Source organism: Klebsiella sp. RHBSTW-00215 (assembly GCF_014103785.1).
In the GTDB taxonomy this organism is placed as follows: domain Bacteria; phylum Pseudomonadota; class Gammaproteobacteria; order Enterobacterales; family Enterobacteriaceae; genus Klebsiella.
In genome coordinates this window covers 1-16027 of sequence record NZ_JABXQS010000002.1, presented here as the reverse complement: position 1 = coordinate 16027, position 16027 = coordinate 1, and the positions used below count along the sequence as shown (strand labels likewise).

Sequence of the window (16027 nt, the reverse complement as noted above, 5' to 3'; positions counted from 1 at the left end):
TAATGACCCCAACTTACTGATAGTGTTTTATGTTCAGATAATGCCCGATGACCTTGTCATGCAGCTCCACCGATTTTGAGAACGACAGTGACTTCCGTCCCAGCCTTGCCAGATGTTGTCGCAGATTCAGGTTATGTCGCTCAATGCGCTGAGTGTAACGCTTGCTGTTAACGTGCAGCTTTCCCTTCAGGCGTGATTCATACAGCGGCCAGCCATCCGTCATCCATACCACGACCTCAAAGGCCGACAGCAGGCTCAGAAGACGCTCCAGTGTGGCCAGAGTGCGTTCACCGAAGACGTGCGCCACAACCGTCCTCCGTATCCTGTCATACGCGTAAAACAGCCAGCGCTGACGTGATTTAGCACCGACGTAGCCCCACTGTTCGTCCATTTCAGCGCAGACAATCACATCACTGCCCGGTTGTATGCGCGAGGTTACCGACTGCGGCCTGAGTTTTTTAAGTGACGTAAAACCGTGTTGAGGCCAACGCCCATAATGATGTAGCCCCCTGAAACACCGGACAGTAGCTGTATCTCCAGATAAGAGATAGGCTTGAATATATGTCTAACACTAACGCCAATTTTGAGATGACCGGGATCCTGTTAGGGCAAGAAGCCCGTAAACGTAAAACTCCTCAGGAGAAGATCGCCATTATCCAGCAGACGATGGAGCCGGGCATGAATGTCTCCCATGTCGCCCGCCTGCATGGTATCCAGCCCAGCCTGCTGTTTAAGTGGAAGAAGCAATATCAGGAAGGCAGCCTCACCGCCGTTGCGGCCGGAGAGGAAGTCGTTCCTGCTTCTGAGCTTACTGCTGCTCTGAAGCAGGTCCGGGAACTTCAGCGCCTTCTGGGCAAGAAGACGATGGAAGTTGAGATCCTGAAAGAAGCCGTGGAGTACGGCCAGTCGCGAAAATGGATAGCGCACGCGCCCTTGTTGCCAAAGGACGGGGAATAGCCCTGGTCAGCCGCACCATGGGCGTGTCGCGTGCGCAGCTGTCACTGCGGATTAACCGTTCTGCCGACTGGCAGGACAAGCGCTGTAACCGGCGTAATGACGAAGCAGACGAAGAAATACTGTCGGCTATCCTCGACATCATCAGCGATATGCCGAGTTATGGTTATCGACGCGTGTGGGGCATCCTGCGCAAGCAACGTCGCACAGAGGGACAGCCACCTGTGAACGCCAAACGGCTTTACAGGATAATGAGCGAGCATAACCTGTTGTTGTTGCATGACAAACCAGAGCGACCGAAGCGTGAACATAAGGGCAAGATAGCGGTGGCAGAAAGCGATATGCGCTGGTGTTCAGATGGCTTCGAGTTCGGCTGCGACAACGGCGAAAAACTGCGGGTAACGTTCGCGCTGGACTGCTGCGACCGTGAGGCCATAGACTGGGCAGCAAGCACGGGAGGCTATGACAGTTCAACCGTGCAGGATGTGATGCTGAGGTCGGTGGAAAAGCGCTTCGGCGACAGGTTGCCCGATACAGCGGTGCAGTGGCTGACGGACAACGGTTCAGCGTATACCGCGTATGAAACGTGGAGGTTCGCGAGAGAGCTGAATCTGGAGCCCTGCACAACAGCGGTGAGCAGCCCGCAGAGTAATGGCATGGCCGAACGGTTCGTGAAAACGATGAAAGAAGACTATATCGCGTTCATGCCAAAACCGGATGTGAGAACAGCACTGCGAAACCTTGCAGTAGCGTTCACGCATTACAATGAAAACCACCCGCACAGCGCGCTGGGATATCACTCCCCGAGGGAATACCGGCGGCAGCGGACATCGTTAACTTAAGATACAAAAGCTGTTCGGAGATGGAGGGTCAAGATCACTAGACTGGCCCCCTGAATCTCCAGACAACCAATATCACTTAAATAAGTGATAGTCTTAATACTAGTTTTTAGACCAGTCATTGGAGAACAGATGATTGGTAATGCTGCCAACTTACTGATTTAGTGTATGATGGTGATTTTAAGGTGCTTGCGTGGCTTCCATTTCCATCAGATGTCCTTCCTGCTCCGCTACTGAAGGCGTGGTGCGTAACGGCAAAAGCACTGCCGGACATCAGCGCTATCTCTGCTCTCATTGCCGTAAAACATGGCAACTACAGTTCACTTACACCGCCTCTCAGCCCGGTACGCACCAGAAAATCATTGATATGGCCATGAATGGCGTCGGATGTCGCGCCAGTGCACGCATTATGGGCGTTGGCCTCAACACGGTTTTACGTCACTTAAAAAACTCAGGCCGCAGTCGGTAACCTCGCGCATACAACCGGGCAGTGATGTGATTGTCTGCGCTGAAATGGACGAACAGTGGGGCTACGTCGGTGCTAAATCACGTCAGCGCTGGCTGTTTTACGCGTATGACAGGATACGGAGGACGGTTGTGGCGCACGTCTTCGGTGAACGCACTCTGGCCACACTGGAGCGTCTTCTGAGCCTGCTGTCGGCCTTTGAGGTCGTGGTATGGATGACGGATGGCTGGCCGCTGTATGAATCCCGCCTGAAGGGAAAGCTGCACGTTATCAGCAAGCGTTACACTCAGCGCATTGAGCGACATAACCTGAATCTGCGACAACATCTGGCAAGGCTGGGACGGAAGTCACTGTCGTTCTCAAAATCGGTGGAGCTGTATGACAAGGTCATCGGGCATTATCTGAACATAAAACACTATCAGTAAGTTGGAGTCATTACCGAATATCGGATGATTTGTATCGGAACTCATTACACCATGCGTTCCGATTAACGCCGCATAGCCAGTTGAACTTTGCTACTCTGTGAAAGGTAGTACCGTCTATCCAGTGCGGATTTAATTAATGGAATAAATGATTATGAGTGATAATGATACAATCCCGAAGAAGTCTACAAGCCAGATTAACAAAGCGGTATTCTTTACATCTGCTTTGCTAATTTTCCTTCTTGTCGCCTTTGCCGCCGTATTCCCGGATGTCGCCGACAAAAATTTTAAACTACTACAGCAACAAATCTTCACGAATGCCAGCTGGTTCTACATCCTTGCTGTGGCCCTGATTTTACTAAGTGTCACGTTCCTTGGACTCTCACGCTACGGTGATATCAAGCTGGGCCCGGACCATGCGCAGCCTGATTTCAGCTACCATTCCTGGTTTGCGATGCTTTTTTCGGCAGGGATGGGGATCGGCCTGATGTTCTTTGGCGTTGCCGAACCTGTAATGCATTATCTTTCGCCTCCCGTTGGCACGCCAGAAACCGTTGCGGCAGCCAAGGAAGCAATGCGTCTGACCTTCTTCCACTGGGGACTGCACGCATGGGCAATTTATGCCATTGTGGCGCTGATTCTGGCGTTCTTCAGTTACCGTCACGGTCTGCCGTTAACCCTGCGCTCCGCACTCTATCCCATTATCGGCGATCGCATATACGGGCCTGTAGGTCATGCGGTTGATATTTTCGCTGTTATCGGCACGGTCTTTGGCGTTGCGACCTCGCTGGGTTATGGTGTTTTGCAGGTGAATGCCGGTTTGAACCATCTTTTCGGGGTGCCCATCAATGAAACGGTGCAGGTTATTCTGATCGTGGTCATCACGGGGTTAGCGACGATTTCAGTGGTGTCCGGCCTGGATAAGGGAATACGTATCCTGTCTGAGCTCAATCTGGGTCTGGCGTTGTTGCTCCTGGCGCTGGTCCTGTGTCTGGGACCAACCGTGCTTCTGCTGAAGTCATTTGTGGAAAATACGGGCGGTTATCTTTCGGAACTGGTGAGTAAAACGTTCAACCTTTACGCGTATGAGCCTAAGTCGAGCAACTGGCTGGGGGGCTGGACATTACTGTACTGGGGATGGTGGCTTTCATGGTCGCCGTTTGTGGGGATGTTCATCGCACGGGTCTCCCGCGGGCGAACCATTCGCGAGTTTGTCACCGGCGTGCTGTTTGTTCCCGCGGGTTTTACGCTAATGTGGATGACAGTGTTTGGTAACAGCGCGATCTATCTCATTATGAACCAGGGGGCCACAGACCTCGCCAATACTGTTCAGCAGGATGTGGCGCTGGCCCTGTTTAATTTCCTGGAGCATTTCCCGTTCTCTTCCGTGCTGTCATTCATCGCAATGGCGATGGTCATCGTCTTCTTTGTCACGTCTGCTGACTCGGGGGCAATGGTAGTTGATACTCTGGCAACAGGTGGAGTGGCAAACACACCCGTCTGGCAGCGAATATTTTGGGCCTCGCTCATGGGCATTGTCGCAATTGCGCTTCTCCTTGCCGGAGGGCTAAGTGCGCTGCAAACAGTGACAATAGCGAGTGCATTGCCTTTCTCAGTGATCTTACTGATATCCATATACGGACTTTTAAAAGCTTTGCGCCGGGATTTGACCAAGCGTGAAAGCCTGAGCATGGCGACAATTGCTCCTACGGCTGCACGTAACCCAATTCCCTGGCAGAGAAGGTTACGCAATATCGCGTATCTGCCGAAGCGATCTCTTGTGAAACGTTTTATGGACGACGTCATCCAGCCCGCCATGACGCTGGTTCAGGAAGAGCTGAACAAGCAGGGGACGATAAGCCACATCAGTGACGCAGTCGAGGATCGTATTCGTCTTGAAGTCGATTTGGGTAACGAGCTGAATTTTATATATGAAGTGAGGCTTCGCGGGTATAGCTCACCGACCTTCGCGCTCGCCGCGATGGATAATAATGAGCAGCAGACTGAACAACATAGATATTATCGCGCTGAGGTATATCTCAAAGAAGGCGGTCAAAATTATGATGTGATGGGCTGGAACCAGGAGCAGCTGATTAATGACATACTGGACCAGTACGAAAAACATCTGCACTTCCTGCACCTCGTTCGTTAATAGCAACATGCCGTCCTGGGGGCGGCAATTATTTATCCCGGCCGCAATATGAGGAATGCAGAATGATTTCACGCTGGAAATGGATTCTGAAGCAGACAGTTAAAAAGCTATGGTTCAGGGCAACGTTATTCGCCATTGTCGCGATAATAACGGCCCTTTTATCAATTCTTTTTAAATCAATGATACCTGAGTCGGTTTCCGTGAAGGTTGGTGCGGAAGCAGTCGATAACATTCTGAACATACTGGCATCGAGTATGCTGGCAGTGACCACTTTTTCGTTGAGTATCATGGTCACAGCCTACGGTTCAGCCACTACTAATGTGACTCCCAGAGCTACGCGTTTAGTTGTTGAAGACGTAACCACACAAAATGTACTGGCCACCTTCATCGGTTCTTTTCTCTTCAGTCTGGTAGGGATTATTGCCCTCAGTATGGGAGCTTATGGAGAAAGGGGGAGAGTCATTTTATTCATTGTCACACTGGTTGTCATTGCCTTAATCCTCATCACATTGCTTCGCTGGATACAGCATTTGACCTCTCTGGGAAGGGTAGGTGAGACAACGGCAAAAGTAGAACAGGCGGCCATCGAAACATTTATTGCGAGAGCAAGAAATCCCTGTCTCGGCGGATATCCATGGCTTGAGAACAATGAACAGCCGAAAGGAACGGTTGCAGTTTATCCGAAGAAGATTGGCTATGTTGAATATATTAATATGGTGAAACTTAGCAAGCTGCTGACCAATGATCCCCGTCATGTATACCTCGTGGCGCAGCCAGGCAGTTTCATCCATCCATCCATGCCCGTTTTGTACCTGAGTCAAGGCCAGGAGTCATCAATCAGCGCCGATTTACTTGAGACGATTATTGTCTCGGATGTACGTTCATTTGCTCAGGATCCCCGATTTTGTCTTAGCGTCATGGCCGAAATAGCCTGCCGGGCACTTTCCCCCGCAGTGAACGATCCTGGAACCGCCATTGATGTCATTGGCAGAGGTGTTCGTATACTTTCCACTTACGCGCAGAATAAATCTGATGAAATAGAAGTGAAATATCCTTCAGTTCATGTTGCACCACTTCAGAATAACGATCTACTGGAAGACTTTTTCTCACCTGTCGCGCGCGATGGTGCCGGTATGAGGGAGATACAGATAAGAGTCCTTAAAGGACTGTCTATGCTGAGTAAGGGTTGGCCTGGGATATTTTCTGAGGCCGCGCATAATTTAGCATTTGAAACATTAGAGCATGCAATACGTGCTGACCATATAGATTCTGACAGATGTCTAATAAAATCAATTTATTATAATTTATTTAGTGGTGAAGACTCTAATAAAAAACCATAGTTGTGGGGAAAGTAATTAGGCCGCAGGAAAGATAATGGCAAAAAAAATTCCGAGAATGGGCGTCAGTTTTGTGGCATATGCGGGCGTGTTAATTGCGAGATGTATTAACCTATGGAGAGCAGTTCCATCTATACTCCTGTCAGCCCATGCTGGAAATATTGTTATCACTAGTCCTATCACGGAAAAGTTAATTGTATATTCTAACCCTACGCAGTATTCCGCTTAATGGCTTGCTTCTTTGTGTCTTTTCCCAACAGTATCCGACAATAAAAAGTACGTGAAGTAAACCCAACAAAATAACGCTGTACTGTATGGTCAGTCAATGTATTAGATTAACAGCTTTCGGGTATTTTTCTAGTGCTTTGAAAAAAGGAATATCAGACATTTGAAGGAATTCAGGATGTCAACACCAGTTGCTTTAGAGAAAAATGGAAACGGCTTCCTATTCACTAGATGCAATAGATAGCGGTCCTCGTTATCTGCTGAAGCAAATATTGGAATTGCATTCAACCCTCAACGACTTCTGATTTTCAAGACAGTGTCTACTTGTACATAACACATATCTGCAGCACTGTGCTGAATTAGGGCCAGATGGCACTCCAGCCCCCTGAGGTAGGGACACATCTTCAAAGATTCCAGGTTTTTTCTACTACTTTCATCAATGCCATCTCTGGAAGGCGCTGAGTAGTTATCCGCAGCAACCAGCAGAGTTATGTTGCAGACGAATAATGCTGTCTACCGGATACTGGCAGCCCCGACTCCTCTGTACTATGAGACAAAGCTCGCTCATCTCAGTAAATATTACATTCGCTGTTCCGTGTTTTGCATCAAATCACATCCTGGTTTCTCTGTTATTTAAGCAGTTCAGAACGACTTTTCAGTAACGCTTTCCCCTGCGCCAGCAGCAGGTGATTACACTGCCCTTCAATTTCTACCAGCTGATCGGCAAGCAATTGCTGAGTGTTTGCGCTGAAAGTGCCGGTCAGTTCAATTCCCGGATGGTAAGTTTTCTCGCTTCTTCCAGCGGAAGCGCTCTGGAGTAATACCAGCCCTGAGCATAACTCTGTGGCCAGAACGTCTTCAGATAGTTCACCTGCTCCTGAGTCTCTACACCCTCAAACACAATCTTATCTGCAATGGAGCGGAACATCTCATGCAGTCCGGGAAGAAGATCATATCGTAAAGATTCAGTACCAATAGCACTAGTTAGCGATTTGTCTATTTTTATTTCATCTACATCAAGCGCAGTTACCAGATTAAGATTAGAATATCCTGTCCCAAAGTCATCGATGGCAAACCTGACACCATGATTTTTATATTTATCAATGTGAATTTTCGTACCTTCAAAATCCCCTCCTTGACGCTCCGTAATTTCAAGAAGGATTGTTTTATATGGGATGTTATATTCAGAAATTAATCCTAGTAGTTTATCCCTGAATTTTTCTGAATCAAGATCGCTTGGATTAATGTTTACGCTCAAAAATATTTCATTCTGAATAGCAGTATGGATAAATTCTCGGATAGCATGGTTAATGACGAATAAAGTCACATCCTCCTGCAACCCTTCCCTTTCAGAAAGCGGTATAAATACTTCAGGGCTAATATTCCCGAGTCTTTCATCTTTCCATCTGAGCAAGGCCTCAAATCCGCAGATCTGTCCGTCTTCAATTCTGTAAATAGGTTGATAGACCAGCGACAGGGCTTCATTTTTCAAAGCCTTTACAAACCTTGCAGATAGTGAACTATTGAGTTCTGCTCTGTTCATAATGATAATATAAATCATTAAACCGGAAAGTAGTGACACTGTTACTAATAACATTTGTATGCTCCAGTGCTCTGAAAATATCCCCGTAAAATACCCACCTCCTGCAACACAGAGATCATAATGTAGGCTACATGCCCTAAACACTCTAAACCTTAGTGGAACGCTATCATGCCGATCAAGAAGAGGAGCATCAGGTCCTATATTGAAGTAATGCCTGTCATGCTTACTATTTCCGACAACAGCGCTAAAGTTTTTTGAATACATATCAGTTTCGAATCGTCTGAAGACAAATGGTGATAGGGTCACCATAATACCTTCAGAAATATATCCATTGACGGATATATCATCCATAAGCTTAATACCAAAAAGCCACACTCCTTCCCGCGAAGTCCATTTTTTATCAAAATGTTCCAGACTTAAGGTGGGACGTAAACTCCCCCACAGAGCACTACAGGCTAATTCTCCTTTTATGATGTAGCCAACATCTTTAATCAACGGATAGGGCCATACTACAACCCGAAGATGTAGGATATTTTCATTAGTACATGGACTGTCTCCTATATTCAAATGTGACTTTGCAGCAGTCTTGACAGATTCAGTCTGAACCAGGAGCGATTCAGAGCGAACAAGCACATCGGAAGTATAGTCTTTAATTTTATCCCGAAAAATCAGGTAAGATACGCTCTCAGATAATACAAAAAAAATATACCAGCTGAAAGAATCGATAAAGAGAGGACTGATAGATTATGTATCCACTTTCCAGGGCTAATCAAACGTTCCAGCTTACGACTAACCATGCAGATCTCCCCTCAAATTGAAAAGATATAAAGCTATATTTTCGCCAACTTCACTGACCGATTAGCTGGCACTGAACATACTATTCCAGTATACCTATTCTTGCCTTACTCATCCCGGGTATGAATCAAATAATGTGACATGGTTCGGATAGATACTGGTTATGATTTACAGAGATAATTCATGCGTTATTAATAGCCTCGTGAAGGCTCCAGATGCATGGTGCAACTTTTAAGCGATGCATGTAATGCGGTTTTTTACCCACTAGTATAGAACGAATATTCATTTCTTGCTGGGCGATCGCACACTAAGGTGTACACCAAAATAAAGACACTCTTTTTTGAAAAAAAAAGAGTAAAATGTTGTGTGACATCGGCATTACAAAACGAAAATTCATGTTATAATCGGGTTATTATTGATAATGTTACGCATTGCAACGTGTAACCGGATATCTGCATTTGGGTGAAGATAGCTTAAGATGGATAAAAAATATGATTTTTCGCTCAGTTATGAAGCCTTAACACGGGTATGTGAAAATGCAATATGTGAACATATTCGCAGAGCAGGTTCTCTGGAAGGGTTAGGTTTCGCACTTGAATATACAAAGGCCTATGCTATCCTGGAAGTATGGTCTCTGCTGGCAGCTGCTGGCGATACATTTCCAGCTCTCATTGAGAAAGACAGAATATATCTGTTGCAACTAATTTCCGGGAAAAATAATATAGAGCTACATTAAATCATAAATTATTTGGCAGAACATCTCCGTTTTTACTTAACGCCCGCCGGAATCACTGACGTGAGGAAAATGAAATTTGTTGTGCAATAATAATTCTGATTATTCTGGTCAGTCGGATTGGCCGTAGAGTTTCAGTATTCTTGTGCGATGACAAGGCGGGATAACTACCGTCATCGCGCCCTGTCTGGAATCAATGACTTCAGTTTTAGATATAAAGAAAAAACAATATACACATTAGATAAAAGTGAGAAAAACTCGTCCTGTATAACATCAGGTAGAGTAAAGCATTTATCATTAACTTACTGAAGACGGAATAACTACATTTATACCCGAAAGCTATTCTCTTTGAATCTACTTTAGATTTCTATTATTTCTGATTGCCATAGGCTTTTTTACAGTACCCTGTGATTTCCTTGACTTCACTTTATATTTTATTATCATCCCATATAATAAAACCAGCGAAATAGACAAAACAACATACAATAACATAAAAATACCTGTGTTAACAATTAAAAAAGGAGATTAGGTCGAGTCCGTGAGTGATTTTAACATATACGCGAATTGATACAACTCATATGTGCTAGCCAGTTTCATCTTTTTCTTTATTTCTTTTATAGGCTTTGTTGAATAAATCAGATTTCGGGTAAGTCTCCCCCGTAGCGGGTTGTGTTTTCAGGCAATACGCACGCTTTCAGGCATACCTGCTTTCGTCATTTTGTTCAGCGCTCGTACCAGGGCCATAGCCTCCGCAACCTGACCATCGTAGTCACGCAGCGTCAGTGAACCCCCGAACAGCTGTTTTACCCGGTACATCGCCGTTTCCGCTATCGAGCGACGGTTGTAATCTGTTGTCCATTTCCACCGCGCATTACTCCCGGTCATTTGCTGATTAGCCACTGCACGGTTACGGTCTGCATATTCACCGGGCCAGTAACCCGCACCTTTTCGGGGTGGGATAAGCGCGCTGATTTTCTTACGCCGCAGTTCATCGTGACAGAGCCGGGTGTCGTAAGCGCCGTCTGCCGATGCTGCCCTGATTTTTCTGTGAGTCTGCCGGATAAGACCCGGGAAGGCTTCTGAGTCCGTCACATTGTTCAGCGACAGGTCAGCGCAGATGATTTCATGTGTTTTACTGTCAACGGCGAGATGCAGCTTACGCCAGATACGGCGGCGTTCCTGGCCATGCTTTTTGACTTTCCACTCGCCTTCACCGAAGACCTTCAGCCCGGTGGAATCAATTACCAGGTGTGCGATTTCACCCCGGGTGGGCGTTTTGAAACTGACATTAACCGACTTTGCCTGCCTGCTGACACAGCTGTAATCCGGGCAGCGTAGCGGAACGTTCATCAGAGAAAAAATGGAATCAATAAAGCCCTGCGCAGCGCGCAGGGTCAGCCTGAATACGCGTTTAATGACCAGCACAGTCGTGATGGCAAGGTCAGAATAGCGCTGAGGTCTGCCTCGTGAAGAAGGTGTTGCTGACTCATACCAGGCCTGAATAGCTTCATCATCCAGCCAGAAAGTTATGGAGCCACGGTTGATGAGGGCTTTATTGTAGGTGGGCCAGTTGGTGATTTTGAACTTTTGCTTTGCCACGGAACGGTCTGCGTTGTCGGGAAGATACGTGATCTGATCCTTCAACTCAGCAAAAGTTCGATTTATTCAACAAAGCCATTTTGGGACTGGATATTCCTCTCTCAACTATCTAAGAGAATTTCCATTTGATGCGATTAAGTTAGACAGAACATTCATTAGTGGTATTGCCCACGTTGCACGGGACTTATCTATTGTAAGAAGCATAGTGTCTCTTGGAAAAGCTTTCAGTTTAGGTATAGTCGCAGAAGGTGTGGAAAATAATGAACAGTTTGAATTGCTAAAAAATATGAATTGCGATGAATTTCAAGGTTATTATTATTCGAAGCCTTTGTCAGGTGATCAACTGATTGATTTTTTGAGGGGCCAAAAAAAATAGGGCTGTATGTCCTATTTTTTCATATACTATCGTTTTCCCTTTTTAATTTCATACATTCTTTCGTCTGCATCCTGCATGATAGCAGAGCATTCAGTATGAATTTCCTCATCATATTCAATAATCCCTGCAGAAAAATCTATGTTGTATTTTTTTTGAGAATTAAGATTGTAGCTGGTAATCCCGGCCCTCAATTTATGAAGGAATTCTTCTGCTTCTTTATAGGTTGACTCGGGTAATAGAACACCAAATTCATCACCTCCTAATCTTGCAACAACGCTTTTTGAACTACTAAGATCTTCCAGCATATCTGCAAAATTGCAAAGTACTTCATTACCTTCTGAATGACCGAAGTTATCATTGATTGGTTTAAAATTATCGAGATCTATGATCAGAACACAGAATGTTTTTTTCTTTTTTTTGGCTTTTCTTAACGATTCATCCGTCATTAGGGCGAAAGAACGCCGGTTACATATACCTGTCAAAGGATCAGTAGTTGCTTCGTTTATTATTCTAAACTCATCCTCTACGATTTCTGCTAAATCTTTAAGCAATAAGAAGTCATCTCTGGTTAATACTCTTGGTTCTGTATCAATAATACATATTGTTCCAGCTATCTCACCATCTGGCAGTCTTACGGGATGCCCTGCATAAAACCGGATATAAGGATCATTTTTAACTAATTTATTTTCTTTGAATCTTGGATCAAGGCTTGCATCGGGCACTATTAATGGTTCACTAAGATCTACTGCTATTGTACAAAATGAATCACTTCTATCTGTCTCTTTTATCTTCAGCCCATAACATGACTTAAACCATTGCCTGTCTCTATCAATTAATGAAACAAGTGCTATTGGTACATCAAAGAGTTTGGTGGCAATCCTCGTCAATCTGTCAAATCGTTCTTCATATTTTGTATCAAGGATCCCCATAGAATATAATGATAATAACCTGTTCTCTTCTTTATGGTTTGTCATAATTTTCATCTTGAGTGGTTATTGCAGGGTAGTGTTGGTTATCGCTATCTTATCAGAATTGTCCTGGAACTCAATAATCCCAATATCTCATAATCATATAAAACTTAACAAGTTTCCAATAAATCATGATGAATAGTGAACTGTTACATCTAATCATCTGTGACCTGAAGCGCTCATTATACACTTCCATGTATTCAGAATGCATAATGATTTGTATATTAAAAATCGCCATAACTTACAATGACTTATTTTTTGTGGCACAATTAAAGCGCATCTGTTCAAATAAATGTAAAGACATTAATGCTTGATCTTCATGGTTTCTTATGAAAACCAGTGGCTGAAGAAACGTATGGCAGTTCTGAATCTGAACAAGACGAGACGGCATGAAAGGTTCAAGAAAATTGTCCAGGAAGGTACATAGTTTCCTTATCCAATATTTTCTACTGAGGGTATATTGTATCAGCTTAAGACAGGAACTGTTGATACAGAACAGAAAAGTTCAACACAGCCTGAATCTGCGCGACGCTAAATTTTTTCCTTCTGGCGAACCAACAAACAGCCCGTTTATAGAGAGATTCTGCAGACGACAAAAGGATTAATCCCTGAAATTGCACTGAATTGTCACCTGAAGATGTGCAGGACAAGCCAGATTACTCTTACAAGGGATACCATCGTAATTTAGCAAAAACACCTAAGACCTAAACGACAGCTAAGTACATAGTGCCGGACGGATCATGATTTTTTATTTAACTTACGGACTTCATTTTTCAGCAATTATCTTTTCTCTTCTGTTGTAAACTTATGAAAGCGTTACGCGAAATCCCGCAAGGTTACAGGGGTGTACCAGGCCGGAAATCGCGTAGCGCTCTCTTCTCTTCTGTTTCCTGCCTAACATGTACATCCTGGCATTACTCCAATTCTCCCAAAAACCGTAAAACAGCCATCAACCCGCGTCATTACTGGCTTCATGGAGGATCTGAGCAGAAAAAGGATCCTTTACGTATTTGGTTTTACCCGCAATAATGCGGGATAAGACAACAAAAGGATCCGCGCGCTGCGATTTATTGTCATGGCAGGATCGGCCCGTCAGGTGCAAAATACCTGTATCCATAAACAGTGCGTGCGCTACGTGAAAAATAACTCATGAACAGCATCATTCCCCTGCAGAATTCACCAGAACGCGTCTCCCTGCTGCCGATCGCCCCGGGCGTTGATTTTGCGACCGCGGTGGCACTCCGGCGGATGGCCACCTCAACAGGTGCCACGCCGGCTTACCTCCTGGCGCCGGAAGTGAGCGCCCTCCTCTGGTATATGCCTGACCAGCGTCACCACATGTTGTTCGCCACCATGTGGAATACCGGGATCCGTATCGGTGAAGCCCGGACGCTCACCCCGGAATCGTTCGACCTGGATGGTCTGCGCCCGTTTGTTAGGGTGCTGTCGGAGAAAGTGCGCGCGCGGCGCGGGCGGCCACCAAAAGATGAAGTGCGACTGGTGCCGCTGACGGATGCCAGTTTTGTGCGTCAGATGGAAAGCTGGATGGTCACCACCCGCCCCCGCCGGCGTGAGCCGTTATGGCCGGTCACGGATGAGACAATGCGCAACTGGCTGAAACAGGCGGTGAAGCGGGCTGAAGCTGACGGCGTGCATTTTTCGATCCCCGTGACGCCGCATACTTTCCGTCACAGCTATATTATGCACATGCTTTATCACCGGCAGCCCAGGAAGGTCATCCAGGCACTGGCCGGGCATAAGGATCCGCGCTCGATGGAAGTCTATACCCGGGTATTTGCGCTGGACATGGCTGCCACCCTGGCCGTTCCCTTTACCGGTGACGGTCGCGATGCCGCGGAGATCCTTCGCTCCCTGCCCCCGGCCGGCTGAGATTGGCACGCCTGGCATGACGTCCTGTATTCCGCTAATACGGAATACAGGAGCAGAGCGCATTCAGCCCCCTCCCTGCTCCAGCACACCAGTCCATCATGCTGATGACTGAACCGCCGTGGTCTTACCCGGTGACCTGCAATCCTGCAGGCATCAACATACCGCAGACAAGACAGGGCACAATGCAGGCATTCTGGCCGTGCATCCCACGGTGCGTTATTTCCTGAAAGCTCAGCGAATCATCCCGTTAACTGCGACAGTCATTGACCATCTGTGGCCCACATTTTTCTGCCATCCGGCTCCCGTTTCCTGATCGCATTTAGCAGCGTGAAGCTGGCGCCGGGTTATACAAACAGCTGCAGTCTCATCCTGCCGGGCTAAATCTGCAGTACACAGGGGAACGGATACCATCAGGTAACATGACCGTCTCAGCATCCGATTGAGATCTTCGTAAGGGGTATAGAGCTTTACTGAAAAATTGACTGTGGCATGTTATCACCCATGAAATAGTGAACAGACCAGGGAATACCCCCGTTAAACCCGCATGCCGTAGTCAATATCTGCGTATCAAGACCCGAAATCACATATTACAGTCAATATTGTTCGATCCGGGCAGACATGATAGAGAATAAATATTGACTGCGGTATGCGTGATGCATATCACAGTCAATGGAATGTCCTTAGCGGCATACGGCAGTCATGATATGCATATCGCAGTCAATTTTCTGGCTTCATCGCTGAGAGGGCTTCAGCCAGTTTAAGAGGATCGATGCCCGCAGCCTTCAGCGCCTTAATGACTTCGTCATAATTTTGCTCTGGCGCCTTCTCTTCTTCCTCATTGCGCGGAACCTTCACAGGGCCACTGATGAGTTTGGGGTTGCGATAATGCACGCTGAAATAGGTGGCTCGGCCACGTTTAAACTCGGTGTAATCCAGATAACCAATATCCCGCAGCTGCTCCATCGCCTTACGCACCGTGTGGTTCTGCGTATAGACATTTGAGGTGAGATTCAGCCGCTCACGCATCCGTTTCATGGAAATAGGTGCAGGATTCTGGGGAAGACTTTCGATGTAGGTATAAAGCGCCTGGGCTGATTCCTTGCGCTGCAGGGCGTCAATGGCTTTCAGCCGCAGCAGTACCCTTCTGTCCATGTGGTAAAGCTCAAACAGCTTAGGTTCAGCCTTGATCTCAACGATATCCTCGTTGATGTCATAATAGGCTGACTGCACCAGATGGGTGGTCCATCCTTTGGTCTCGCTCTGGAACTTCAACGTAACCGAGGCGAGTTTAAACAGGGAATTACTGATGCGATCGCGCATTTTTTTGTTTGAACGACGGGAGTCAAATCCGCACATCTTAACGAATTCGACGAACGACAGTTCCAGGGTGTCACTTTTTACCCCATACTCCGACATGGAGCGAATTATCCCCAGCCAGACTTTAAAATCCGTGTCCATATCAAGACGCGAACCGGTGATCTTAACGTCAGTGTACCCTTCGCTTTTGGCAATGGACAGCTGTACAAGCTCCTCAGTCGCGTCTGTAACGTTTTTCCGGTTCGCCTTGCTCTTCCCTGTTGATTTCAGAGTTGGGACGAAGAGACCGAGTCTCATGAGCGCTACTGGCTGCACGGTACTGGTGCTGTTGACATCCAGCTTAACAACTTCGCCGGTTGTCTTATCAACTTCCTGAAGGTTCAGAAGTAAGCTGTTATTTTCGCTCGTCAT

General features: G+C 46.4%; 11 protein-coding genes and 2 pseudogenes. 7 read left to right on the top strand and 6 right to left on the bottom strand.

The genetic code is table 11. The features are described from left to right. Nucleotides 1-13: 13 nt before the first annotated feature. Nucleotides 14-498 (bottom strand): annotated as a pseudogene (locus HV127_RS29355) (IS1-like element IS1X2 family transposase); the annotation flags it as partial. Nucleotides 499-588: 90 nt separating this feature from the next. On the opposite strand from HV127_RS29355, the gene HV127_RS29350 reads away from it, so the two are divergent. From HV127_RS29350 to HV127_RS29335, 4 genes are all read left to right on the top strand, one after another. Then, nucleotides 589-1796 (top strand): IS3 family transposase gene (locus HV127_RS29350; RefSeq protein ID WP_085955172.1). Its coding sequence is split into 2 segments (ribosomal slippage): nt 589-910 and nt 910-1796, totalling 1209 coding nucleotides; the frame shifts between segments, so codons are not numbered across the junction. 190 nt (nt 1797-1986) lie between these two features. After that, a protein-coding gene (locus tag HV127_RS29345) for an IS1 family transposase (RefSeq protein WP_223174975.1) occupies nt 1987-2684 on the top strand; the annotation gives its coding sequence in 2 pieces (ribosomal slippage) (nt 1987-2236 and nt 2236-2684; 699 coding nt in all). Between the two features lie 151 nt (nt 2685-2835). Further along, nucleotides 2836-4833: a choline BCCT transporter BetT gene (gene betT / locus HV127_RS29340; RefSeq protein ID WP_182240924.1), complete on the top strand. Its 1998-nt coding sequence runs from the start codon at nt 2836-2838 to the stop codon at nt 4831-4833. Nucleotides 4834-4895: 62 nt separating this feature from the next. Continuing rightward, a complete protein-coding gene (locus HV127_RS29335) occupies nt 4896-6173 on the top strand; it encodes a DUF2254 domain-containing protein (RefSeq protein ID WP_004152070.1) in 1278 nt (425 codons plus the stop codon). A 982-nt stretch (nt 6174-7155) separates the two neighbouring features. Here the strand turns inward: HV127_RS29335 and HV127_RS31900 are convergent. Both HV127_RS31900 and HV127_RS31895 read right to left on the bottom strand, forming a co-directional pair. After that, complete coding sequence (locus HV127_RS31900) at nt 7156-7992, bottom strand: EAL domain-containing protein (protein WP_228727544.1); 837 nt, start codon at nt 7990-7992, stop codon at nt 7156-7158. A gap of 63 nt (nt 7993-8055) precedes the next feature. Next, nucleotides 8056-8571 (bottom strand): annotated as a pseudogene (locus HV127_RS31895) (CSS-motif domain-containing protein); the annotation flags it as partial. Between the two features lie 640 nt (nt 8572-9211). On the opposite strand from HV127_RS31895, the gene HV127_RS29325 reads away from it, so the two are divergent. Next, complete coding sequence (locus HV127_RS29325; RefSeq protein WP_004197688.1) at nt 9212-9469, top strand: hypothetical protein; 258 nt, start codon at nt 9212-9214, stop codon at nt 9467-9469. Between the two features lie 672 nt (nt 9470-10141). On the opposite strand, the gene HV127_RS29320 is transcribed toward HV127_RS29325, so the two are convergent. Further along, on the bottom strand, nt 10142-11110 hold the full coding sequence (locus HV127_RS29320; RefSeq protein ID WP_068814619.1) for an IS5-like element IS903B family transposase: 969 nt from the start codon (nt 11108-11110) through the stop codon (nt 10142-10144). 19 nt (nt 11111-11129) lie between these two features. Between HV127_RS29320 and HV127_RS29315 the strand changes: the two genes are divergently transcribed. Then, nucleotides 11130-11441: an EAL domain-containing protein gene (locus HV127_RS29315; RefSeq protein WP_071527918.1), complete on the top strand. Its 312-nt coding sequence runs from the start codon at nt 11130-11132 to the stop codon at nt 11439-11441. 26 nt (nt 11442-11467) lie between these two features. Here the strand turns inward: HV127_RS29315 and HV127_RS29310 are convergent, their stop codons facing one another. Beyond that, on the bottom strand, nt 11468-12415 hold the full coding sequence (locus HV127_RS29310) for a sensor domain-containing diguanylate cyclase (RefSeq protein WP_004182028.1): 948 nt from the start codon (nt 12413-12415) through the stop codon (nt 11468-11470). 1143 nt (nt 12416-13558) lie between these two features. On the opposite strand from HV127_RS29310, the gene HV127_RS29305 reads away from it, so the two are divergent. Next, nucleotides 13559-14299: a tyrosine-type recombinase/integrase gene (locus tag HV127_RS29305; RefSeq protein WP_001515717.1), complete on the top strand. Its 741-nt coding sequence runs from the start codon at nt 13559-13561 to the stop codon at nt 14297-14299. 717 nt (nt 14300-15016) lie between these two features. On the opposite strand, the gene HV127_RS29300 is transcribed toward HV127_RS29305, so the two are convergent. Continuing rightward, nucleotides 15017-16027 carry a RepB family plasmid replication initiator protein gene (locus HV127_RS29300; RefSeq protein WP_004182030.1) on the bottom strand — a complete coding sequence of 337 codons (1011 nt, stop codon included), beginning with the start codon at nt 16025-16027 and terminating at the stop codon, nt 15017-15019.